The sequence below is a fragment of the Massilia sp. 01N410 genome (assembly GCF_056399665.1).
In genome coordinates, this window is sequence record NZ_JBFTRV010000020.1 from 55,713 (window position 1) to 77,183 (window position 21,471).

Genomic DNA, 21,471 nt, shown 5'->3' on the forward strand with positions numbered 1-21,471 from the left:
ACCCCGCACCCCCGCACCCGCCCGATTTCCCCCATGCCCTTTTCCACCTGGATCGCGTTCGTCGTCGCCGGCATCCTGATCGCCCTGTCGCCCGGCTCCGGCGCCGTGCTGTCGATGTCGCACGGCCTGGCCTATGGCCTCAAGAAAGCCAGCGCCACCGTGCTGGGCCTGCAGCTCGGCCTGATCCTGGTGCTGGTCATCGCCGGCGCCGGCGTCGGCTCGCTGGTACTGGCCTCGGAGTCGGTGTTCACCGCGGTCAAGATCGCCGGCGCCCTCTACTTGATCTGGATCGGCATCGGCCAGTGGCGCTCGAAAGCGCGGGCCACCGACGTCGCCGCCGCCAGGCTGGATGCCCATCCGCCGTTCGGCCGGCGCGTGCTGACCGGTTTCCTGACCAATGCCACCAACCCGAAAGGGATCATCTTCATGGTCGCGGTGCTGCCCCAGTTCATCTCGAAGGACGGGTCGATGCTGCTGCAGCTGGCGATCCTGGGCGTGACCATGGTCGCCATCGATACCACCGTGATGCACGGCTACGCCTTCCTGGCCTCGAGCATGCAGCGCTTCTTCCGCGACGAGCACGCGGTCAAGATGCAGAACCGGTTCTTCGGCGCCGTGCTGATCGGGATGGGCTGCCTGCTGTTCCTGGTGAAACGCGCCCACGCATAATCTCCATGTCGAAATAACTATTTCGCAACGATTTGTAACGATGGTCGTCGTTCCGCGCCCGGATGCGTTATTACAGGGTAAACCCGGGATATAACCGAATAACAGTTCACGCTGGAGACGTCGCGATGTCCAATCCGATCCTGAAGACGGCCGTGCTGCTGGCCTTCACCACCCTTTCCGCGCTGGCGGTGGCCGCGGACGATCCGCCGGCGCGCGTCGGCCGCGTTGCGCTGACCCAGGGTTCGGTCGGCATCGGCGGCGACGTCGGCGTCGAGATGACCCAGGCCCAGGTCAACTGGCCGGTCACCTCGGGCAATATGATCACGACCGCCCCCGGCGCCCGCACCGAGCTGCGGGTCGGCTCGACTTCGGTCCGCCTGGACGGCGATTCCTCGCTCGAAGTGCTCGAACTGGACGACGACAATATCCGCCTGCGCCTGCACTACGGCAGCGCCAGCGTGCGCATCCTGAATCCGGATGTGCTGCGCGGCTTCGAAGTGCTCACCCCCCAGGCGCGCGTGCGCATGCAGCAGCCGGGCCGGATCCGCATCGACACCGAGCGCGTGCGCGACACCAGCATGGTGAACGTGTTCGACGGCGCCGCCCTGGTCGAGTCCGGCGGCTCCCAGCTGACAGTGCGCGCCGGCAAGCGCCTCGAGGTCACCGACGACGACATGCGCACCGCCAGCGCCGTGCAGGACGCCTTCGACAGCTGGTCGTTCTCGCGCGACCGCATCGAGGACAACTCCGCCTCGGCACGCTACGTGACGTCCGAGATGACCGGCTACGAAGACCTCGACCGCTACGGCAACTGGCGCAGCGACAGCGAATACGGCCCGCTGTGGATCCCGGCGGTCGCCGCCGACTGGGTGCCCTACCGCGACGGCAGCTGGACCTGGATCGATCCCTGGGGCTGGACCTGGGTCGACAACGCGCCCTGGGGCTATGCGCCCTTCCACTACGGCCGCTGGGTGTATGTGAACCGCCGCTGGGCCTGGGCGCCGGGCGGCCGCGTCGAACGGCCCGTGTGGGCGCCGGCCCTGGTCGGCTGGGTCGGCGGCGCCGACTGGAACATCACCTTCCGCGACCGCAGCCGCCGTCCGGGCTTCGGCTGGTATCCGCTGTCACCGCACGACCGCTACGTGCCCTCCTATCACGTCTCCGACGATCGCCTGCGCTGGCTGAACAATCACGTGCGGCCCGATCCGCGCCGCGGCCGCGACTACCGCCCGGAGGGCCTGACCGTGGTGCCGCGCGACCGCTTCGGCCCCGGCGGCCGGGTCAACGTGCCGAAGGCGCCGATCGCCACCGTGCCGCCGGCGCTGGTGCACAACGGCCAGAACCTCGGCATTCCGGCGGCCGGCGCCCCGCCCGCCCCGCCCAACCGGCCTCACCGCGGCGGCAATGTGGACCGCGACCACGATGGCCGCCCGGACCGCCTCGAAGCCAACCGCGGCGACCGCAACGGTGACGGAATCCCCGGCCGCTTCCAGAACCGCGCCGACCGCAACGGCGACGGCCGCCCCGATCGCATCGAGCCGAACCGCCCGGACCGCGAGCGTTCCGACCGCAATGTGAACGGCCGCCCGGAGCGCATCGACACCGCCCGCATCGAGCGCGACGGTTTCGTGCGCCAGCGTCCGGCCGTGCAGCAGGGCGCCGTGCAGCAGCAGGCGCCCGGCCTGGTGCCGCTGCCGGTGCCGGCCCAGCCGCAGCCGGTGGTCAGCCCGACGCCGCACATCTCGCCGGCGCCGCAGCCGCTGACGGCCAACAGCCCGCAGCTGCAGGGCACGCAGCCGGCCGCGCCGGGCTGGCAGCGCCAGGAACGCCGCGACTGGGAAGAAGGCCGCCGCGATCGTCGTGACGGCCGTGACGGCGACGAGCCGCGCCGCGAACGTCCCGGTAGCAACGAGCAGCAGCACGAGCGCCGTCCGGCTCAGGCGCCGGTGTCGGCGGTGATGCCGGCCGCGCCGGTCCAGCAGGCTCCGGTGATGGCGGCGCCCCAGCCGGCACCGCGGCCGGTCACGGAAGCGCGCTTCGAGCGTCCGCACCGCGGCGAGGAGGAACGTGCCCGTGAAGCGCCGCAGCGTGCGGCGCCGCCTCCGCCCGCTCCGGCCCCGGTCGCGCGTCCTGCTCCGCCGCCACAGGTGGTCGCTGCGCCTGCGCCTCCCCCGGCGGCGCGCCCTGCTCCGCCTGCGTCCAACCCGCGCGCCGAAGAGCGCAAGCGCGGCGAAGAGCGCGAGCATCATTCGGACCGCTGACCGGCGGCTGCCCACCGGGAACGCCACCGCCGTTCCCGGTGCGCCTTCCGGCGCATCTTGGGGACTTTGGCTACAATGCAGGTTTTACAGGAGTGCCCATGGACCCCAAAGAATCCCTCATCGAATACCCCAGCGATTTCCCGATCAAGGTGATGGGCGCGACGCATGAGGAGTTCGCCGCCACCATCCTCGAGCTGATCGTCCTGCACGACCCGACTTTCCATGAAGGCAAGATGGAAGTGCGTCCGTCGTCGAAAGGCGCCTATACCGGCCTGACCGTGACCGTTCGCGCCACCAGCCGCGAGATGCTGGACAAGCTGTACACCGAGCTGTCCGCGCATCCGATGGTCAAAGTCGTGCTTTAAGCAACAGGAACAGGGGGCTTGCCGGCACGGGACATGAGGCTGGCTTATAATGTCGAGGCATTCCATTCCTGTCCCCACAGTTTCCATGCCAGCGAACCGCCCTGCCATCCGTGAGCTCGGCCGCGCAGATTACGACACCGTCTTCGCCGCCATGCGTGCCTTCACGGACGCGCGCACGCCCGATACCCCCGACGAGCTCTGGATCGTCGAGCACCCGCCGGTGTACACCCTCGGCCTGGGCGCCGATCCCGGCCATATCCTGAGCGCGCACGGGATCCCCGTGGTGCAGACCGACCGCGGCGGCGAGGTGACCTACCACGGTCCCGGCCAGGTCGTGATCTACCTGCTGATGGACCTGCGCCGCAACAAGCCGGGCGGCAAGCTGTACGCGCGCCAGTTCGTCAACAAGATCGAGCAGGCGGTCATCGATGTGCTGGCGGCGTATAATCTGGCGGGCGAACGGGTCGAAGGCGCGCCCGGCATCTACATGGCCAATGGACCGAGCAAGGGCGCCAAGATCGCCGCCCTCGGCCTGAAAGTGCGCGGCAACGGCTGCACCTACCACGGCGTATCGCTGAACGTGGCGATGGACCTGGCGCCCTTCAGCTGGATCAACCCTTGCGGCTATTCCGGACTGGCCACGGTGGACATGCGCAGCATGGGCGTGGAAGCGCCGCTCCACGACGTGCAGCAGGCCCTGGCGCAGGCCCTGGTCCGGCACCTGTCCGCGGACGACATTCCGGCCGCAACGAACAAACCAACCGAAACCCTCCCTGGGTAAAGAGCACATGACTTCCGAAATCGACACCGGCAATGCCGCAGAAGCTGCCTACAACGCCAGCGCCAAGCAAAAAGGCGCGGACAAGACCTCGCGCATCCCGATCAAGATCGTGCCGATCGAGCAGCACGAGCGCCTGAAGAAGCCGGACTGGATCCGCGTGAAGGCCGCCACCGCCTCCTCGCGCTTCTACGAGATCAAGGACATCCTGCGCGCCAACAACCTGGTGACGGTGTGCGAGGAAGCCAGCTGCCCGAACATCGGCGAATGCTTCGGCAAGGGCACCGCCACCTTCATGATCATGGGCGACAAGTGCACCCGCCGCTGCCCCTTCTGTGACGTCGGCCACGGCCGTCCGGACCCGCTGGACGTCAACGAGCCGGGCAACCTGGCCAAGACCATCGCCGACCTGCGCCTGTCCTACGTGGTGATCACCTCGGTCGACCGCGACGACCTGCGTGACGGCGGCGCCGGCCACTTCGTCGAGTGCATCCAGAAGACCCGCGCCTTGAGCCCGAACACCAAGATCGAAGTGCTGGTGCCGGACTTCCGCGGCCGCCTGGAAAAGGCCCTCGATATCTTCGCCGACGGCCTGCCGGACGTGATGAACCACAACCTGGAAACCGTGCCGCGCCTGTACAAGGAAGCGCGCCCGGGCGCCGACTACCAGCACTCGCTGGTGCTGCTGCGCGACTTCAAGAAGAAGTACCCGAACGCCGTCACCAAGTCCGGCCTGATGGTGGGCCTGGGCGAGACCGACGAGGAAATCCTCGAAGTCATGCGCGACATGCGCGCCCACGACATCGACATGCTGACCATCGGCCAGTACCTGGCGCCGTCGAACTCGCACCTGCCGGTGCGCCGCTACGTGCACCCGGACACCTTTAAAATGTTCGAAGAGAAGGCTTACGAGATGGGCTTCGTGCACGCGGCCGTGGGCGCGATGGTGCGTTCGTCCTACCATGCGGACCAGCAGGCGCATGAGGCGGGCGTGGCTGCGTAACAAGCCGCTTTTTCTCTGATCGACATGCGTGGGCGGAGGCCGCCCACCCTACGGGATTCAAACCGGTAGGGTGGGCGGCCCCGCCCACGCTTTTTCATTCCGTGGCTTGCCGAACGTAGCCCACGCGCCAACCGCGCTATATTGGCCTCAACCCAAGCCCGTGCATAAAAAAACATGAGCCAACACCATTCCGGTCACCCGGCCAACAACAACATCGACGACACCCAGGACGACGACAACTTCCTCCAACACGAGCTGCAGCTGAACCAGCGCGGCGTCGAGCTGGTCAAGATGGAAGGCCGCGTCTTCCTGCGCTTTTCCGGCGCGGTGCGCGTGGACGGCCTGCACGTCGACTACCGCCTGGTGCCCTCGCGCGGCGTGCTGGCCAAGCCGAGCAAGTGGCGTAAGATGGACCTCGGCGTGCGCCGCGCACTCATCGAAGAACGCGCGACCCGCGACGCCATCGACGACCTGAACCAGGAAGTCGAGGAATTCGTGCGCGACATCGCCGACCGGTGCGAGGAAGCGGGTTTCGATCCCATGCTGTTCCTGCACGTGCTGGAAGAACTGGAGACCTCCGAGCCGGCCGAGTACGTGTTCGAGCGCATCCACCAGCGCCTCGAACACGCCGTCGAGCGCGACCAGGAAGAGCGCCACGCCGCGCGCACCAAGGAAAGCATCAACCTGGCCGAGTACCCGCAATCCTTCGAGGTCGCCAGCAAGATGGCGCGCCGCTTCGTCGCGCTGCTGGGGCCGACCAATTCCGGCAAGACCCACCGCGCGATGGAGCACCTGGCCCAGGCCGAGAGCGGCGTCTACCTCGCTCCGCTGCGCCTGCTGGCGCTGGAGAATTACGAGCGCCTGCAGGGCGCCTTGCGCGAGGATGGCGAGCCGCTGGCCGTCAGCCTGATCACCGGCGAGGAACGGCGTCTGGCCGAGAACGCGACCCACGTCGCCAGCACCGTCGAGATGCTCGATACCAGGACCAGGGTCGAGGTGGCCGTGATCGACGAAATCCAGATGCTGGCCGACCGCGACCGCGGCGCCGCCTGGACCGCGGCCGTGTGCGGTGCGCCGGCGTCGGTCGTCTACCTGGTCGGGGCGCCGGAAGCGCGGCGCGCGATCGAGGCCCTGGCCGACAGGCTGGAGTGCCCGCTCGAAGTGCACGTGCTCAAGCGCAAGGCGCCGCTGTCGATGGAACCGGGCGCGGTGCGCAGGCTGAAGAACCTGCGGCGCGGCGACGCCGTCATCGCCTTCTCGCGCCGCAATGTCCTGATGTGGCGGGACATGATCACGGAGATGGGCCTGTCGGTAGCGACCGTCTACGGCAACCTGTCGCCGGAAGTGCGGCGTGCCCAGGCCGAGCGTTTCCGCGAAGGCCAGGCCGACATCGTGGTCGGCACCGATGCCATTGCCATGGGCTTGAACATGCCGATCCAGCGCATCGTGATGACGACGGCCGTCAAGTACAACGGTGTCGAAGAGGAAGAGATCTCGGCCGCGCTGGCCAAGCAGATCGCCGGACGGGCAGGGCGCTACGGCGTGCATGAAGAAGGCTTCGTGGCCGGCTACGACGACGAGACGCACGACATCATGCGCTCACTAATGAAGGAAAAGATCCCGCCAGTAAGAGCCAGCGGCTTCGCGGTGGCACCGTCGATCGAGCAATTGCACAGGATATCGTCGGTAACCGGCGAGACCTCGCTGGTGAAACTGCTGAAGCGCTTCGTGCACAACATCGACGTCCCGGACGGCTTTTTTTACCCGCGCATCACCGAGGAGCAGAACGAGCGCGCGGAATGGCTGGATACCCTCGACCTGAGCGTGGCCGAAAAGTTCACGATGTCCCTGGTGCCGATCTCGACCCGCGTCCCGACCCTGGAAAGCGCCTGGAACCACTGGGCGCAATCGCTGGCGAAGCGCAAGATCTGCAAGCTGCAGCCTCACCCGCAGGAACTGTTCTGGCAGAACCTGCAGGAAGTCGAGGACACCTGCCGCATGGTCTCGGCCTATGCCTGGCTGGGTTATCGGATGCCGGAATTCTTCCCCAGCATCGAGCTGGCCCAGCAGCTGGCGCGCGAAGCGTCCGAACGCGTCGATTCCCTGCTGCAGCAACAGAACGCGGCGGCGCGCAAGCGGCAGTCGAAGCGGGAGCGGGGGCGCTGGTAGGCAGCGGGCTTAGTAAGTCCGCCGCGCGGAGAGACCCTTGGCGTCCAGCTTCTGCACGCCCGGAATGCTCTGCAACTTGTCGAGCAGCGTATGAAAATCGCTTTCCGACATGCGCGAAAACGAGATCAGCACATCGTCCATGTTCGGGGCTTCTTTCTGCTGCTGGACGATGAAGGTGTTGATGCGGCTGGTGACGGGGCCGATTTCCTTTTCCAGCACGTGCAGGGTCAGGCGCCCGCGTTCGGCGGAGATCATCACCTCACGTTTTTGCCGGGCGGAAAAATAGCGGCGCTCCAGCGGCTTGATGCCGGCCAGGATGATCAGGATGATGATGGTGGCGGACACGGCGGCAAGGTAGAGTCCGCCGCCGGCGGCCAGGCCGACCGCCGCCACCGTCCACAGGCTGGCGGCGGTGGTGAGGCCGCGCACGATCTCGCCGCGCAGCAAAATCGATCCCGCGCCCAGGAAGCCGATGCCGGAGACGACCTGGGCCGCCACGCGCGAGGGATCGAGGGAGACGTGGTCGTGCTCCAGTACGCCCATGAATCCATAGGCCGACACGATCATGAACAGGCAGGAGCCGACGCACACCAGCATGTGGGTGCGCAAGCCGGCCGCCCACGACAGGCGCTCGCGTTCGAAGCCGATCGCCCCGCCGAGCAGGGCCGCCAGGCCGAGACGCGCAATCAGTTCGAGAGGAGGGAGCAATGCCGGTCCTCCCTCAGTCCGGTTTCCCCTGCGGCCGGACCTTGTCGACCGCCGTCAGCCATTCCTCCCACAATGCCGGATCCCGGGTCTGGCCATCCGCATCGAGCTTGTATTCGCTGACCAGGTCGGCCAGGTCGCTGGATTCGGTCAGCTCGACCTCGCGTTCGAGGAAGGCCAGCATGGCCCGGTAGGCTTGCTCGACCGTCATCGTCATATTCGCTGCGCTCATGCTTCCTCCTGCTGTCCTTGCCGACAGCATAGCGCGATCAGGGCCGGCAGCGCGCCGTGATGCCGGTGCCGTTCGCGCCCGCTAGCCGGATATCGGAAGGCGGGATGCCATTGCCTTTTACGATAGTGTGGCCGCCGACATAGCGCAGCGGCAATTCCTCGCCCGCGTAATCGGCCAGGCCGTGGGGCACGTAGATGGCGAAGCGGTAGTCGAGGTTCGGGTAGGCGCCATGATGAAATACCTGGCTGGGCGGGCCTTCGTGGATTTCGGCCGCGATGGCGTCGGCGATGGCGGCGGTGTCGGTGCGCGTGTTCAGGTCGATGCTATCGTCCAGCCGCAGGGTGTAGGGACGCAAGGGGCCGAAGCGGCGGCCGTCGTACTGGACGCGGAAGCGGTCGATGTCGTAATAGAAGGCGGGCACGGCGCCGTTGACGTCCACGCTGCACAGCACGAATACGGCCCAGAAGCCCTGCGATTCCAGCGGCTGCACGAAATGGATGGCTTCGTTGCGCCTCAGTGCGATCGGGTTGCGAAAGCCGATCCGGTGCACGTTGGCGACGTGCTGGTAACGCAGGATGACGGTATCGCGCAGTTCGGTGTCGACGCTCGCGCAGCCTCCCAGCAGCAGTGGGAACAGGAGGGCGGACGTGAACGGCTTGCGCATGAGTTTTCCTTTGCCAGCGAACGCGTCAAGCTTGGGGCAAGCAAACAGGTACGGTTTGCGGGAGGTCAGGGGTGCGCGGATGTGCTTCAGCTTGCGGTCAGCGATTTCTGCAGCAGCGCGTGCAACGACGCGAAGTCCGGCTCGCCCAGGTAACGTTTGAGAATCTTGCCATCCTTGCCGATGACGAAGGTGGTCGGCGTCATTGCCACGTCGCCGAATTGCTTGGCCAGGTCGCCGCCGGAATCGAGGGCGACCTTGAACGGCAGCTTGCGTGTTTCCGCATAGTTCAGGACATAGTTCGGCGGATCGTAGCTCATGGCGACGGCGACGAATTCCAGGCCCTGCTTGCGGAACTTGTTATAGGTGTCGACCATCTGCGGCATTTCCTTCACGCAGGTGGCGCAGGAAGTTGCCCAGAAATTGACCATCACGACCTTGCCGCGCAAGTCTTGCGAGCTGATCTTCTGGCCGTCGATGCTGATGAAGGTGACGTTGGGCGCAGTCGGCTGCTGGTTGAAAGCGGCAAAGCCGATGCCGGCGATCGCGAGCACGGCGGCGCCGATGGCGGCCGGCTTGATCCAGGAGCGGTTGGAACTGGTTGCGGTCATGGCTTCATCTCATCCGTGAACGGGCGACAAGTCATTATAGACCCGCCGCCAGTTTCCCGTGGATTACTGCGCCTGCGGCGGCTGCTGCGGCTGCATCGCGCGCAGGTCTTCTTCGCTGATGTATTCGAAGATCTTGACCACGCGGATCACACCGGACACGCCTTGCGCCACCTGGGCCGCGATATTGCCTTCGCGCTGGGTCACCAGGCCCATCAGGTAGACATTGCCGCGTTCGGTGACGACCTTGAAGGAGTTGGCGGACACCGTCTGCTTGTCGGCCAGGCTGAGCTTGACCTTGCTGGTGATCAGGGCATCGTTCGAACGCGAGGTGTAGCTCGACGGGCCGGCGACGACCAGCTCGTTGATCACGTTGTCGACGTTGGTGATGCCGCGCACTTCGTTCTCGACGGCGCGCTTCATTTCCTCGTCGCGCACCTCGCCGGTCAGCAGCACCTTGCGGTTGTAGCTGTTGATGTTGACGTGGCCGGCATCGCCGACGATCTGCGGCATGCGGGTTTCGGCCTTCACGGCGATCGCCTTGTCCTCGGTCTGCGCGCCCAGCGTGCGGCGGTCGGTGGTCGCCAACGCGCCGGTGACCACGCCACCGGCCACCACGGCCACGCAACCTTGCAGCGAAGCCATCAGGGAAGCGAGCACGGCAGCGGTAAGGACGGCTTTCTTAACTTGCATCTTCTTCTCCGAACAGGGCGACGTCGATACCGTCGCAGATACTGTGGATCGCGACCAGATGCACTTCCTGGATGCGCGCGGTGCGTGCGTGTTGCACGTTGATATGCACGTCGGCATCGGTCAACAGCTTGCCCAGCTTGCCGCCGTCCTTGCCGGTCAGGGCGACGACGCGCATCTCGCGCTCGAGCGCCGCTTCGACGGCCGCCAGCACGTTGCCGGAATTGCCAGACGTCGAGATCGCCAGCAGGATGTCGCCGGCCTGGCCCAGGGCCTGCACCTGCTTGCTGAAGATCTCGTTGAAGCTGTAGTCGTTGCCGACCGCCGTGATGATCGAGGTGTCGGTGCTCAGCGAGATCGCGGGCAGCGGGAAACGCTCGCGCTCGAAGCGGCCGACCAGTTCGGCAGCGAAGTGCTGGGCGTCGCCGGCCGAACCGCCGTTGCCGCATGCCAGGATCTTGTTGCCGTTGGACAGGGCATTGAACATCAGTTCGATGGCCTGCGAAATGGGTTGTGCGAGAAGCTGGCCCGACTTCAGCTTGAGTTCGGCGCTTTCCTGGAAATGAGCGAGGATGCGTTGAGTATTCATGGACGAAGATTATAGTGCAGTGGCAACGCCTACCGCACAAGTGGCGTAAGAAATGCTTACATTTCAGGCGGCTTCGATGGCGTTCCGTAACCATTCCAGCCTGCCGCCATCGATGGCGACGACGTCGATGCGGCAGGGCGGCATGCGCCTGAAGCGTTGCAGATAGAGCTGGGCGGCGCGCAGGATGCGGCGGATTTTCGCTGGGGTGATGCTGGCGGCGGCCCCGCCGCGCGAACGGTCGGCGCGCTGGCGCACCTCGACGAAGACGAGGGTGTCGCCCTCGCGCATGACGAGATCGATCTCGCCTAACTTACACCGGAAGTTCGCTTCGATCAGCACCAAACCGTGGTGTTGAAGATACGCCAGTGCCGATTCTTCTCCTTGCCGACCCTGTTCCTGCTTCTGCGACAGGCGGGCCGGCCACATTTCAAGGCCCCGCGTCCGCGGGTTCGAAGTTGCCGTCGCGGTAGACCGCCATGGCTTCGCGCCGCCGCAGGCGCTGGCTGCCGGCATCGACCTCCAGGTGGCCGGTGACGCCGTCGATGATGAAGGGCGAGCCCGGACGCAGGCCCAGCTCGCGGGCGACCAGGAAGGCATCGATGCCGAGCGCGTACAGGCGGCTCATGGTCAGCGACTGCTCCGAATCGATGGGTCGCGGATACACCATCACCGCCGGGTTGTCCGGCCGGATCAGCCAGGGCAGGTCGACCACGCGCAGGCCGTTCAGCTCGGAATACGCGGTGCCGGGCGCGCGGCCCGGATTGCCGGCGCCGCCGGTGTACAGGGGAATCGCGGTGCCGGTCCGGGCCCGCACCTGGCGCAGCTCGACCGCGTCGAGCGCGGCGAACAGCACTTCCGGCGGATCGATTTCCAGCCGGGTCTTGAGCTCGGAGATGGCAAGCGGGTCGGCGCGGCCGCCGGCAGAGGGCAGGTTATAGCGCTGGCCCGTATGGCCGAGTTCGCTCCAACGCGCCTCGAAGGCGCCGGCCGCGCGCTGGGCCCAGGCGGCGTTGCCGGTGAGGATCAGTGCCCGTCCCTGCGGATGTTCGCGCGCCGCCCAGTCGGCGGCCTGGCGCGCCTCGTCCTCGATCGAGAGACCGGCCACGACCATGCCGCGCGGCAAGGAGCCACGCACTTCCGGATGATTCAGGGCGACGGTCGGCAGGCTCACCGCGCCGCCGCTGGCCAGCGCGCTGACGGCAGGGCGGGCCAGCGGGCCGACGATGACGTCGTGCGAGGCGGCGGCGCGGGAATAGGCGGCGAGGGCGTCGTCGGCGCTGTCGCCGGTGGCGACCAGGTCGACCGCGATGCCGGCGCCGTCACGCTCGGCGCTGGCCATGAAGCCGGCGCGCACGGCATCGGCGGCGGCGCCCAGGCTCGGGGAATTCATCGGCAGCAGCAGGGCGACGCGGACCGGACCGGCACCCCTGGCGGCGGCGGGAGGGGGAGGGCGGGACTCATGGCCCGGCAGCTGGATCGGCGCGGTCTGCACCGGCGCCGATTCCACCTCGCGCGGCGGCGGCACATAGGCCGGCGCCGGTGGCGGCGCATACTCCGGGCAGGCGTAGTCGCCGCTCCTGGGACTTGTGTTTGCGCCCCCGGGCGCGCACAATCGCTGCGGCTCGTCGAGGCTCACCGTGGTGCAGCCGGTCAGCAGCGCAACCGTCAGTCCCGTCGCCAGGCCCGCGCCCAGCGCTTTCAGTTTTTTAATCAGCATCCGATCCCCACATGACCGCCATTCAGTCCAGCCAGATCGCCCAATTGCCCGTACTGGGCGAAGCAGCCCAGCAGTCGTATCCTACCGCAACGCTCTACGTGGTGGCCACACCGATCGGCAACGTCACCGATATCACCCTGCGCGCCCTGCATCTGCTGCTGATCGCCGACGTCGTCGCCTGCGAGGACACGCGCAAGACCGGCGCCCTGCTGACCCGCTTCGGCCTGAACAAGCAGATGGTGGCCGCCCACCAGCACAACGAGCGCGAGGTGGCCGAAAAGCTGATCCAGCGCCTGCGCGCGGGCGAGCGCGTGGCCCTGGTGTCGGACGCCGGCACGCCAGCCGTCTCCGACCCCGGCGCCCGCATCGTCGACGCGGTGCGCGCAGAAGGCTTGAACGTGGTGCCGGTACCCGGCGCCTCGGCGGTGGTCACGGCGCTGTCGGCCAGCGGCCTGGTGAACGACCGCTTCCATTTTGTCGGATTCCTTCCGGCGAAGGCCAGGCAGCGCGAAACCGAACTGGCCCAGCTCAAGAGCGAAACCTCGACCCTCGTGATCTATGAGGCACCGCATCGCATCACCGACTGCGTCGAAGCCCTGGCCGCCGTGTTCGAGCCGACCCGCCAGGTCGTGTTCGCGCGCGAGCTGACCAAGATGTTCGAAGAAATCCACCGCTGCCCGCTCGGCGAGGCGCTGGCCTGGGTCAAGGCCGACCAGAACCGCGAGCGCGGCGAATTCGTGGTGCTGGTCGAAGGCGCGGCACCGGCCGATGATGCCGGCGATGCGGAGGCGGAGCGCATCCTGCAGATCCTGCTGACGGAGTGCTCGGTGAAGCAGGCGGCGAATCTGACGGCGCAGATTACGGGGCGGAAGAAAAATGCGCTGTATGAGCGGGCTTTGCAGATCAAGGGCGACGCCTGAACCGTCGATCCGCAAACCAACGTCATTCCCGCGTTCGCGGGGAATGACGATGCTTTACCACTTACACCCACTATCCTTCTTATCCATCGCCAGGAAAATCGGCGCCAGCAATCCACCCGGCACCCCATCCTTGCAATCCGGCCGCTTGGCGCCCTTGATGGCGCGCTCCAACTTGCTCTCGGTCTGCAATGGCGGCGGCGGCAGTCTTTCCAGCGCTGTTCCCACCTTGGCCGGATCCGGCTCGTTCGCCACCTTGCGCGCCACGCTGCGGGCGGCGTCCAGGTTGAAGTGCGGTGCCGGCGCTGCGTCCGCGGGCACCGGTGGCGTGGGCGGCGCCTCGACGGCGAAGGGTTTGTCCTTGGCGGCTTCCGGCTGCGGCGGCACGGCGATGATGCGGCGGGGCGGGCGTGCGCGCGGCACCGGCTTCGTTTGTACTTGCGGCTGTACCGGCGGCTCGGCCGGCTCCGCAACCGGCGGTCGTTGCGGCTCCGCCCGCAGGCGCACGGTGAGAGGCTCGCCGGCGGGCGCGGGCAGGGCGGCCGGCCGCGGCTGGCGATAGATCGATAACAGCAGCGCATGCGCGGCCAGCGAGATGGCGATGCCCGCCGCCACGCGCTGCAATTGCTTGCGGTCGGGAAGGGCGTCAAAGCCCGGTCCCGGGAAATGGTCGATTACGGCATTCACGTGCGGCTCCCATCGATTCCTGTGCCGGAAAGCCTCATCCGCACACATTCGCGCGCATTCTCGGGTGCTTTCCTTGACCGCGACCTCTGCGGAAGGGTATGATCGTTGTCTTCGGAGTGTAGCGCAGCCCGGTAGCGCATCTGGTTTGGGACCAGAGGGTCCAAGGTTCGAATCCTTGTACTCCGACCAAGTATACCGAAAAGGCCGACGAGCGATCGTCGGCCTTTTTTCATTTCCGCGTGGCGAGGACGTGGGCACGGCGTGCCCACGATCGCATGACAAATCAGCCAGCCCGTTTCGCCAGCAGCGCATTCCCGGCCCGGCTCACTCCCTTGCGCCCCAGCTGCTGCGAAATGAAGTGGCCCGCGTCCACCACCTGGTCGAGATCGATGCCGGTCTCGATGCCCAGGCCGTTCATCATGTAGACCACGTCCTCGGTGGCGACGTTGCCGGTCGCGCCCTTCGCGTACGGGCAGCCGCCCAGGCCCGACACCGAGGAGTGGAAGATCGCCACGCCCACTTCCAGGCTGGCGTAAATGTTCGCCAATGCCTGACCGTAGGTGTCGTGGAAGTGGCCGGAGATACCCTCGAGTTTGAAGGCGCGCGCCGCGGTCTCCATCACCGCCTGGGTCTTGCGCGGGGTAGAGACGCCGATCGTGTCCGCGATGTCGATCTCGTCGCAGCCCAGGTCGCGCATGCGCGCCACCACGTCGGCCACGGCATCCAGCGGCACCTCGCCCTGGTAGGGGCAGCCAAAGGAGCAGCTGATGCTGCCGCGCAGGCGCAGGCCGTGCTCCTTGGCGGCTTTGGCAACGCTTTCGAAGCGCGCGATCGATTCCGCGATCGAGCAGTTGATGTTCTTTTGCGAGAAGGCCTCCGAGGCCGAGCCGAAGATCACGACTTCATCGGCCTTCGCTGCCAGCGCCGCCTCGAAGCCCTGCATGTTCGGGCTCAAGGCCGAATAGATGGTGCCCGGACGGCGGCTGATGCCGGCCATGACCTCAAGGCTGGTGGCCATCTGCGGCACCCATTTCGGCGAGACGAAGGACGCCGCTTCGATGTTGGCGAAGCCGGCGCGCGACAGGCGGTCGACCAGCTCGATCTTGACGGCGGCAGAGACATTCTCTTTTTCGTTCTGCAGGCCGTCGCGCGGGCCGACTTCGACGATCTTGACGTGTTTTGGCAGGTTCATTTTCAGTATCCTCGTTGGCGGTCGACCACGTCGGCCACATGTTCGCCCTGTTCGAGCATGGTGATCTTTTGCGCGATCTGGCGCACGGCTTCCTCGCGGATCGTGAGCGCCGAGATGTGCGGCGTGATGGTGATGCGCGGCTCGCTCCAGAAGGGATGCGGCGCCGGCAGCGGCTCGTTGCGGAAAACGTCCAGCGTGGCGCCCGCGATGTGGCCCGAGCGGATCAGGCCCAGCAGGTCAGGCTCGGCGACCTGGGCGCCGCGCGCGACGTTGACGAGATACGCGCCCTCGGGCAGCTTCGACAGCCGCGCGCGGTCCAGCAGGTTGGTCGTTTCCGGCGTCAGCGGCAGCATGCAGACCAGCACCTGCGAACCGCCCAGAAACGCGTCGAGCGAGTCCATGCCGGCATGGCATTCGACGCCCGGGATGTCCCTGGGCGTGCGGCTCCAGCCGCGCACTGGAAAGCCGAGCTGGCGCAGCGCCTGCACGACCGGCACGCCGAGCTTGCCCAGCCCCAGCACGCCGACCGTGAATTCTTCCTTCCTGCGCGCGCCGAGCGGATTCCAGATGCCCTGGCGCGCCTGCTGCTCGTATTCGTCGAAGCGGCGGAAGTAGCGCAGCACGGCATACGCCACGTACTCCGCCATCTGCCCGCCCATGCCGGCGTCGCCCAGGCGGATCACCGGGACGTCGGGCAGGGCATCGCCGAATTTCAGGATCGCGTCCACGCCCGCGCCCATCAGGAAGATCGCTTTGACGCGCGACAGCTGGTCGAGCAGGGCGGGCGTGGGCGCCCACAGGACAGCGTAGTCGCAGGGTTCGAGGGCGTGCCCCTCTTGCCATGCGACCGTTTCGGCCTGCGGCAGCGCCTGCGCGAAATCGCGCGCCCACGGCTCGATCACGCCGTCGCCGCGGTAGAGGAGAATCCGCATTCGGCCTCCTCAGGCGGCGGCCTTGAAGGCCAGCAGGGGCGCGCCGTCGGCCACCTGGTCGCCGACCTGGTACAGGATCTCTTCGACCAGGCCGTCGCTCGGCGCCGCAATCGTGTGCTCCATTTTCATCGCTTCCATGATCACCAGCGGCTCGCCCTTCTTGACAGTCTGGCCGTTTTTCGCGATCACGGCGACCACCTTGCCCGGCATCGGCGCGGTCAGGCGACCCCCGGCGGCTTCGACTTCGCCGGCATGCGCCATCGGATCGGCGTAGTGCAGGGTGACATGCTGGCCGCCGGTGAACACGTGCAGCAGTTCGCCGTCGCGGCGCACGGTGCCGTGCAGGGCGCTGCCGTCGAGGCGGATCGCGATTTTGCCATCTCCTTCGCCGCCGCGTTTCGAGACCAGCGCCAACGGGTGGGCGGCGCCGTCAAGTTCCAGCACCCAGCCGTGCGGGTGATAGGCCAGGACCGCTGCATAGGCCTTGGCGTCGAGCATGGCGGTGTATTCGTCGCTGAAGGACAATGCGCGGCGATAGGTGCCGTTCATGCGCCAGCCATGGGTGCTGGTCCAGGGATCGGCCGGATTGCCGGACACCGACAAGGCCTGCTCGGCATCCGCCAGCGCGACTGCCGCCAGGGCCAGCGCACCCTTCGGCGCCGGGCCGGCGGCCGGGAACAGCGAGGCGTTGTTCCGCTCGATCAGGCCGGTGTCCAGGTCGGCGCTGGAAAAGGCCTGGCCTTCCACCAGGCGCTTCAGGAAGGCGATATTCGTGGCCAGGCCGACGATGTGGAACTCGGACAGCGCCTGCGCCATGCGCGACAGCGCCTGGGTACGGTCCGCGCCCCAGACGATCAGCTTGGCGATCATCGGGTCGTAGAACGGCGAGATCGCATCGCCTTCGCGTACACCCGAATCGATGCGCACGCCGGCCGGTGCGTCTGCAGTGCCGCCCAGCTCGAAAGCCACATGCGAAGGCACGTCCATGAAACGCAAGGTACCGATCGAAGGCAGGAAGCCCTTCTCCGGATTCTCCGCATACACGCGCGCTTCGATGGAATGCCCATTGATGGAGATTTCATGCTGCTGCTTCGGCAGCGGCTGGCCGGCCGCCACGCGCAGCTGCCATTCGACCAGGTCGGTCCCGGTGATCATCTCCGTCACCGGGTGCTCGACCTGCAGGCGGGTATTCATCTCCATGAAGTAGAAGGAACCGTCCTGGTTGGCGATGAACTCGACGGTGCCGGCACCGACATAGCCGACCGCGCGCGCGGCGGCGACGGCCGCTTCGCCCATCGAGGCGCGGCGCTCCCCGGTCATGCCGGGCGCCGGCGCTTCCTCCAGCACCTTCTGGTGGCGGCGCTGCACCGAGCAGTCGCGCTCGTGCAGGTAGACGCAGTTGCCCAGCTTGTCGGCGAAGACCTGGATCTCGATGTGGCGCGGGCGGGTCAGGTACTTCTCGACCAGCACCTTGTCGTCGCCGAAGGAGGAAATCGCCTCGCGCTTGCAGGAGGCCAGCGCGGCCTGGAAATCTTCCGAGCGCTCCACCACACGCATGCCCTTGCCGCCGCCGCCGGCGCTGGCCTTCAGCAGCACCGGATAGCCGATGCGGTTGGCCTCGCTCTGCAGCAGCTCAGGATCCTGGGCATCGCCGTGGTAGCCCGGCACCAGCGGCACGTTCGCGCCTTCCATCAGCTGCTTCGCCGCCGACTTCGATCCCATCGCGCGCATCGAGGAACCCGGCGGGCCGATGAAGACCAGGCCGGCCGCCTCGACGGCTTCGGCGAATTCCGCGTTCTCCGAGAGAAAACCGTAGCCCGGATGGATGGCCTGGGCACCGGTGGCTTTGGCGACTTCGAGGATCTTGTCGCCACGCAGATAGCTGTCCTTGGCCGCGGCCGGGCCGATCAAGACCGCCTCATCGCAGACCGCGACATGCTTCGCGCCGGCGTCGGCTTCGGAGTAGACGGCAACGGTACGGATGCCCATGCGGCGCGCGGTGGCGGCGACGCGGCAGGCGATTTCGCCACGGTTGGCGATGAGGATCTTGGTGAACATGTGGTGTCTCGTCTATTTTTTAAGTGTTAGCGTTCGATCCGTCGTCCCCGCGCAAGCGGGGACCCAAGTTCGTGGCTCAGTCCAAAAACTTGGATTCCCGCCTTCGCGGGATTGACGTTTTCAGGTACGTGGCCTCAGCAACCGCAACTTTCCTTCTGCACCGACTCCAAGGTCGCCGAGCGGGTTTTCAAACCCAGCTTTTCCAGCAGCGCACGGTCATCGTCAGCTTCCGGGTTATCGGTGGTCAGCAGCTTGTCGCCGTAGAAGATGGAGTTGGCGCCGGCCATGAAGCACATTGCCTGCACCGCCTCGCCCAGCTCGCGCCGGCCAGCGGATAAACGCACGCGCGCCTTCGGCATCGTGATGCGGGCGACGGCGATGGTGCGCACGAACTCGATCGGGTCCAGCGGCGGCAGGCCGTGCAGCGGCGTGCCTTCGACCTGCACCAGGTGGTTGATCGGCACCGATTCCGGATACGGGTTCATGTTGGCCAGCTGGGCGATCAGGCCGGCGCGCTGCGAACGCGTCTCGCCCATGCCGACGATGCCGCCGCAGCAGATCTTCAGGCCGGCGTTACGCACGCGGCCCAGGGTATCCAGGCGGTCGTTGTATTCGCGGGTCGAGATCACGTCGCCATAAAAGTCCGGCGAGGTGTCGATGTTGTGGTTGTAGTAGTCCAGGCCGGCCTGCTTCAGCTGTTCGGCCTGGCCTTCCTCGAGCATGCCCAGCGTGGCGCAGGTTTCCATGCCGAGCGCCTTCACGCCGCGCACCATGGCTTCGACCTTTTCCATGTCGCGCTCCTTTGGGCTGCGCCAGGCGGCGCCCATGCAGAAGCGGGTCGCGCCCTTGGACTTGGCTTCGCTTGCTGCGGCCAGCACGGTGTCCAGGTCGAGGATTTTCTTCGCTTCGACGCCGGTATCGTAGCGCGCGGCCTGCGGGCAGTAACCGCAGTCTTCCTCGCAGCCGCCGGTCTTGATGGAGAGGAGGGTCGCCAGTTCGACGTCGCCGTCGGGGAAGTTGACGCGGTGGGCCTGCTGGGCGCGGAACATCAGCTCCGGAAGCGGCAGTTCGAACAGGGCCAGCACCTCGGCCAGCGGCCAGGTGGCGTCCTTCGGCAGAGAGGCCGGGGTGACGGGCGGGTGGAGGGTAACGACTTGGGTCATTTTTTGAATCCTTGTTTTGGTGTTTCAGGAGCGCATGAGCGGCCATCCCGGCACGCCCGCGAGCTCGATATAGGCCGCCGCATCGGCGGCCGAGACTTGTTCCAGGCGCGGCACGCGTCCCAGCAGGGGCGCGGGCATGCGCTGCTCCAGGGCGGCCACGTTCTCGTCGACGAAGCGCATGCTTGGATCGACCTGGTTGGCGACCCAGCCGGCCAGCACCAGGCCGCGCGAGATGATCGCTTCGGCGGTGAGCAGGGCGTGGTTGATGCAGCCCAGGCGCATGCCGACCACCAGGATCACCGGCAGGCCGAGCTGCACCGCCAGGTCGGCGCTGTCGAAATCGTCGGAGAAGGGCACGCAGAAGCCGCCCACGCCCTCGACCACGGTGGCGTCGGACGCTCCCAGGATCTCCGCAAAGGCGGTCATGATCGCCACCGGCTCGATGCGCACGCCTTCCAGCTCGGCCGCGATGTGCGGGGCGCAGGGCTCGCGCAGCATGAAGGGCGTGGTGATGTGCTGCGGCAGGTTCACATTGCCGGCGGCGCGCAGCATGGCTGCGTCTTCGTTATGGAGCTCGCCGTCGCGCTCTTCGGCGCCGGCCGCGATCGGCTTCATGCCGCAGGCGCGCTGGCCATGCTGTACCAGCTTGTGCAGGATCGCGGCGCTGATCAGCGTCTTGCCGATTTCGGTATCGGTGCCGGTGACGAAGCAGGCGAAGCGCGTCGGCACGCCTTCCGCGGCCAGCGGGGCCGGCACGGTGGTGACGACGGGCGCGGCGGCCTTCGCCGGCTCGGCAAAGCCGACTTCCGAATGGGCCGGCGTGCCGCCCGGTTGTTCGGGATCGTTGAGAGTCATGCTGCGGTCCTTTCCAGCTGCTGGGTTTCCAGGTGATTCAGGGCGGCGGCGAGCTGCGCCACCTCGTCTTGCGTATGCGCGGCGGACAGGGTCACGCGCAGGCGGGCGGTGCCCGGCGCCACGGTGGGCGGGCGGATCGCCGGCACCCACAGGCCCTGCTCGTGCAGGCGGCTGGCCGCCCGCAGCGCTTCGTCGTTGGCCCCGATGACGATGGGCTGGATGGCGGTGCGCGACGGCAGCCGCTGCCAGCGCTTCAGCTTCAGCTCATCGTCGAGCAGGGCGATCAACCGGTTCAGGTGCGCGCGGCGTTCCATGCCTTCCGCGCCTTCGATGATGTCAAGGCTGGCCAGCAGCGCATGCGCCAGCGCCGGCGGGCTCGCCGTCGTGTAGATGTAGGGGCGGGCGCGCTGGATCATCAGTTCGATGACGGAGGCATGCGCGGCGATGAAAGCGCCGCCGACGCCGGCCGCCTTGCCGAGGGTGCCGACATACACCAGGTTGGGCGAACGCAGCGCGAAATGTTCGAGCGCGCCGCGGCCGTTCGCGCCCAGCACGCCGAAGCCGTGGGCATCGTCGACCACCAGCCAGGCGCCATGGCGTTCGCACAGGGCCAGCAGGGCCGGCAGCGGTGCCAGGTCGCCGTCCATGCTGAACACGCTGTCGGTGACGACGATTTTCGTGCCGGCCCCGCTTTCCAAAAGCTTCGTTTCCAGCGCGGCCACGTCGCCATGCGGATAGACCGTGACGCCGGCTTTTGCCAGGCGCGCGCCGTCGATCAGCGAGGCGTGGTTCAGCGCCTCCGAAAAGATCGTCGCATCCGGGCTGCTGCCCAGCGCGGTCAGCGCCGCCAGGTTGGCCATGTAGCCGGTGCAGAAGTACAGCGTGCGCGCATCGGCCAGGTGCGGCGCCTGCATCGCGGCCAGCCGCTCTTCCAGCTGCGCGTGGGCGCGGCTGTGGCCGGAAACCAGATGGGCGGCGCCGCTGCCGGCGCCGTACAGGTCCGCGCCTTCGTGCAGGGCGGCGATCACGCGCGGATGCGCGGCCAGGCCCAGGTAATCGTTGCTGCAGAAGGCCAGCATGGACCGGCCGTCGACCACCTGGCGCGGCGCGCAGGGAGAGTCGGCGGTGCGGCGGCGGCGCGTCAGGCTTTGGACGGCCAGGGTGTCCAGCTGGCGCTCGACGCCGGCGATCAGACTCAGATCCACCGCATGATTCGCATT

22 protein-coding genes and 1 tRNA gene are annotated in these 21,471 nt (G+C 67.1%); 8 read left to right on the forward strand and 15 right to left on the reverse strand.

The window, feature by feature from the left end:
• Window positions 1-33 precede the first annotated feature (33 nt).
• The 6 genes from AC1DOP_RS22295 (at window position 34) to AC1DOP_RS22320 (ending at window position 7,245) form a co-directional block, all read left to right on the forward strand.
• The gene (locus tag AC1DOP_RS22295; protein WP_441935174.1) at window positions 34-669 is read left to right on the forward strand and encodes a LysE family transporter; all 636 of its coding nucleotides are present in this window, start codon (window positions 34-36) and stop codon (window positions 667-669) included.
• A gap of 125 nt (window positions 670-794) precedes the next feature.
• Entirely contained in the window at window positions 795-2,930 is a 2,136-nt protein-coding gene (locus AC1DOP_RS22300) for a DUF6600 domain-containing protein (RefSeq protein ID WP_477253418.1), read from the forward strand.
• 98 nt (window positions 2,931-3,028) lie between these two features.
• Window positions 3,029-3,295 (forward strand): DUF493 family protein, encoded by a 267-nt coding sequence (locus AC1DOP_RS22305; RefSeq protein WP_441935176.1) that lies wholly within the window; start codon window positions 3,029-3,031, stop codon window positions 3,293-3,295.
• 85 nt (window positions 3,296-3,380) lie between these two features.
• Window positions 3,381-4,076 carry a lipoyl(octanoyl) transferase LipB gene (gene lipB / locus AC1DOP_RS22310; protein WP_441935177.1) on the forward strand — a complete coding sequence of 232 codons (696 nt, stop codon included), beginning with the start codon at window positions 3,381-3,383 and terminating at the stop codon, window positions 4,074-4,076.
• A 7-nt stretch (window positions 4,077-4,083) separates the two neighbouring features.
• Window positions 4,084-5,076: a lipoyl synthase gene (gene lipA / locus AC1DOP_RS22315; protein ID WP_441935178.1), complete on the forward strand. Its 993-nt coding sequence runs from the start codon at window positions 4,084-4,086 to the stop codon at window positions 5,074-5,076.
• Between the two features lie 174 nt (window positions 5,077-5,250).
• Complete coding sequence (locus AC1DOP_RS22320; RefSeq protein WP_477253421.1) at window positions 5,251-7,245, forward strand: helicase-related protein; 1,995 nt, start codon at window positions 5,251-5,253, stop codon at window positions 7,243-7,245.
• 9 nt (window positions 7,246-7,254) lie between these two features.
• On the opposite strand, the gene AC1DOP_RS22325 is transcribed toward AC1DOP_RS22320, so the two are convergent.
• From AC1DOP_RS22325 to AC1DOP_RS22360, 8 genes are all read right to left on the reverse strand, one after another.
• A complete protein-coding gene (locus AC1DOP_RS22325; protein ID WP_477253423.1) occupies window positions 7,255-7,953 on the reverse strand; it encodes an MgtC/SapB family protein in 699 nt (232 codons plus the stop codon).
• Between the two features lie 13 nt (window positions 7,954-7,966).
• On the reverse strand, window positions 7,967-8,182 hold the full coding sequence (locus tag AC1DOP_RS22330; protein WP_441935181.1) for a hypothetical protein: 216 nt from the start codon (window positions 8,180-8,182) through the stop codon (window positions 7,967-7,969).
• Between the two features lie 37 nt (window positions 8,183-8,219).
• Complete coding sequence (locus AC1DOP_RS22335; protein WP_441935182.1) at window positions 8,220-8,846, reverse strand: hypothetical protein; 627 nt, start codon at window positions 8,844-8,846, stop codon at window positions 8,220-8,222.
• An 86-nt stretch (window positions 8,847-8,932) separates the two neighbouring features.
• Window positions 8,933-9,454: a peroxiredoxin family protein gene (locus AC1DOP_RS22340; protein ID WP_441935183.1), complete on the reverse strand. Its 522-nt coding sequence runs from the start codon at window positions 9,452-9,454 to the stop codon at window positions 8,933-8,935.
• Window positions 9,455-9,517: 63 nt separating this feature from the next.
• On the reverse strand, window positions 9,518-10,144 hold the full coding sequence (locus AC1DOP_RS22345) for a BON domain-containing protein (RefSeq protein WP_441935184.1): 627 nt from the start codon (window positions 10,142-10,144) through the stop codon (window positions 9,518-9,520).
• Complete coding sequence (locus AC1DOP_RS22350) at window positions 10,134-10,730, reverse strand: phosphoheptose isomerase (RefSeq protein ID WP_441935185.1); 597 nt, start codon at window positions 10,728-10,730, stop codon at window positions 10,134-10,136. Before AC1DOP_RS22350 ends, AC1DOP_RS22345 begins: the two co-directional genes overlap by 11 nt.
• 63 nt (window positions 10,731-10,793) lie before the next feature.
• Window positions 10,794-11,156 (reverse strand): YraN family protein, encoded by a 363-nt coding sequence (locus tag AC1DOP_RS22355; RefSeq protein WP_441935186.1) that lies wholly within the window; start codon window positions 11,154-11,156, stop codon window positions 10,794-10,796.
• 1 nt (window position 11,157) lies between these two features.
• On the reverse strand, window positions 11,158-12,447 hold the full coding sequence (locus AC1DOP_RS22360; protein ID WP_477253427.1) for a penicillin-binding protein activator: 1,290 nt from the start codon (window positions 12,445-12,447) through the stop codon (window positions 11,158-11,160).
• A gap of 11 nt (window positions 12,448-12,458) precedes the next feature.
• Here AC1DOP_RS22360 and rsmI point away from each other — a divergent pair, with 11 nt between their 5' ends.
• The gene (gene rsmI, locus AC1DOP_RS22365; RefSeq protein ID WP_441935188.1) at window positions 12,459-13,367 is read left to right on the forward strand and encodes a 16S rRNA (cytidine(1402)-2'-O)-methyltransferase; all 909 of its coding nucleotides are present in this window, start codon (window positions 12,459-12,461) and stop codon (window positions 13,365-13,367) included.
• A 54-nt stretch (window positions 13,368-13,421) separates the two neighbouring features.
• Here the strand turns inward: rsmI and AC1DOP_RS22370 are convergent, their stop codons facing one another.
• Window positions 13,422-14,051 (reverse strand): hypothetical protein, encoded by a 630-nt coding sequence (locus tag AC1DOP_RS22370; protein WP_477253429.1) that lies wholly within the window; start codon window positions 14,049-14,051, stop codon window positions 13,422-13,424.
• A gap of 112 nt (window positions 14,052-14,163) precedes the next feature.
• Here AC1DOP_RS22370 and AC1DOP_RS22375 point away from each other — a divergent pair.
• Window positions 14,164-14,240: transfer RNA gene (locus tag AC1DOP_RS22375), tRNA-Pro, on the forward strand.
• Between the two features lie 94 nt (window positions 14,241-14,334).
• On the opposite strand, the gene AC1DOP_RS22380 is transcribed toward AC1DOP_RS22375, so the two are convergent.
• The 6 genes from AC1DOP_RS22380 to bioF all read right to left on the reverse strand — a co-directional run bounded on the left by AC1DOP_RS22380 (window position 14,335) and on the right by bioF (window position 21,450).
• Complete coding sequence (locus AC1DOP_RS22380; protein ID WP_477253431.1) at window positions 14,335-15,243, reverse strand: hydroxymethylglutaryl-CoA lyase; 909 nt, start codon at window positions 15,241-15,243, stop codon at window positions 14,335-14,337.
• 2 nt (window positions 15,244-15,245) lie between these two features.
• On the reverse strand, window positions 15,246-16,175 hold the full coding sequence (locus tag AC1DOP_RS22385) for a 2-hydroxyacid dehydrogenase (protein ID WP_441935191.1): 930 nt from the start codon (window positions 16,173-16,175) through the stop codon (window positions 15,246-15,248).
• 9 nt (window positions 16,176-16,184) lie between these two features.
• Window positions 16,185-18,233: an acetyl/propionyl/methylcrotonyl-CoA carboxylase subunit alpha gene (locus tag AC1DOP_RS22390; protein WP_441935192.1), complete on the reverse strand. Its 2,049-nt coding sequence runs from the start codon at window positions 18,231-18,233 to the stop codon at window positions 16,185-16,187.
• Between the two features lie 134 nt (window positions 18,234-18,367).
• Window positions 18,368-19,396, reverse strand: coding sequence for a biotin synthase BioB (gene bioB / locus AC1DOP_RS22395; RefSeq protein ID WP_441935193.1), 1,029 nt, complete (start codon window positions 19,394-19,396; stop codon window positions 18,368-18,370).
• Between the two features lie 24 nt (window positions 19,397-19,420).
• A complete protein-coding gene (bioD, locus tag AC1DOP_RS22400; protein ID WP_477253434.1) occupies window positions 19,421-20,251 on the reverse strand; it encodes a dethiobiotin synthase in 831 nt (276 codons plus the stop codon).
• The gene (gene bioF / locus AC1DOP_RS22405; protein ID WP_477253455.1) at window positions 20,248-21,450 is read right to left on the reverse strand and encodes an 8-amino-7-oxononanoate synthase; all 1,203 of its coding nucleotides are present in this window, start codon (window positions 21,448-21,450) and stop codon (window positions 20,248-20,250) included. Before bioF ends, bioD begins: the two co-directional genes overlap by 4 nt.
• Window positions 21,451-21,471: the final 21 nt, after the last annotated feature.

What these genes read in the sequence shown, in the direction of transcription:
- lipA (WP_441935178.1), top strand. Translation starts at nt 4,084, where the DNA reads ATGACTTCCGAAATCGACACCGGCAATGCCGCAGAAGCTGCCTACAAC.
- AC1DOP_RS22385 (WP_441935191.1), bottom strand. Translation starts at nt 16,175, where the DNA reads ATGCGGATTCTCCTCTACCGCGGCGACGGCGTGATCGAGCCGTGGGCG.
- AC1DOP_RS22335 (WP_441935182.1), bottom strand. Translation starts at nt 8,846, where the DNA reads ATGCGCAAGCCGTTCACGTCCGCCCTCCTGTTCCCACTGCTGCTGGGA.
- AC1DOP_RS22305 (WP_441935176.1), top strand. Translation starts at nt 3,029, where the DNA reads ATGGACCCCAAAGAATCCCTCATCGAATACCCCAGCGATTTCCCGATC.
- AC1DOP_RS22345 (WP_441935184.1), bottom strand. Translation starts at nt 10,144, where the DNA reads ATGCAAGTTAAGAAAGCCGTCCTTACCGCTGCCGTGCTCGCTTCCCTG.
- AC1DOP_RS22300 (WP_477253418.1), top strand. Translation starts at nt 795, where the DNA reads ATGTCCAATCCGATCCTGAAGACGGCCGTGCTGCTGGCCTTCACCACC.
- AC1DOP_RS22380 (WP_477253431.1), bottom strand. Translation starts at nt 15,243, where the DNA reads ATGAACCTGCCAAAACACGTCAAGATCGTCGAAGTCGGCCCGCGCGAC.
- AC1DOP_RS22390 (WP_441935192.1), bottom strand. Translation starts at nt 18,233, where the DNA reads ATGTTCACCAAGATCCTCATCGCCAACCGTGGCGAAATCGCCTGCCGC.
- AC1DOP_RS22350 (WP_441935185.1), bottom strand. Translation starts at nt 10,730, where the DNA reads ATGAATACTCAACGCATCCTCGCTCATTTCCAGGAAAGCGCCGAACTC.
- bioB (WP_441935193.1), bottom strand. Translation starts at nt 19,396, where the DNA reads ATGACCCAAGTCGTTACCCTCCACCCGCCCGTCACCCCGGCCTCTCTG.
- bioD (WP_477253434.1), bottom strand. Translation starts at nt 20,251, where the DNA reads ATGACTCTCAACGATCCCGAACAACCGGGCGGCACGCCGGCCCATTCG.
- AC1DOP_RS22360 (WP_477253427.1), bottom strand. Translation starts at nt 12,447, where the DNA reads ATGCTGATTAAAAAACTGAAAGCGCTGGGCGCGGGCCTGGCGACGGGA.
- lipB (WP_441935177.1), top strand. Translation starts at nt 3,381, where the DNA reads ATGCCAGCGAACCGCCCTGCCATCCGTGAGCTCGGCCGCGCAGATTAC.
- AC1DOP_RS22320 (WP_477253421.1), top strand. Translation starts at nt 5,251, where the DNA reads ATGAGCCAACACCATTCCGGTCACCCGGCCAACAACAACATCGACGAC.
- AC1DOP_RS22330 (WP_441935181.1), bottom strand. Translation starts at nt 8,182, where the DNA reads ATGAGCGCAGCGAATATGACGATGACGGTCGAGCAAGCCTACCGGGCC.
- AC1DOP_RS22355 (WP_441935186.1), bottom strand. Translation starts at nt 11,156, where the DNA reads ATGTGGCCGGCCCGCCTGTCGCAGAAGCAGGAACAGGGTCGGCAAGGA.
- AC1DOP_RS22295 (WP_441935174.1), top strand. Translation starts at nt 34, where the DNA reads ATGCCCTTTTCCACCTGGATCGCGTTCGTCGTCGCCGGCATCCTGATC.
- rsmI (WP_441935188.1), top strand. Translation starts at nt 12,459, where the DNA reads ATGACCGCCATTCAGTCCAGCCAGATCGCCCAATTGCCCGTACTGGGC.
- AC1DOP_RS22340 (WP_441935183.1), bottom strand. Translation starts at nt 9,454, where the DNA reads ATGACCGCAACCAGTTCCAACCGCTCCTGGATCAAGCCGGCCGCCATC.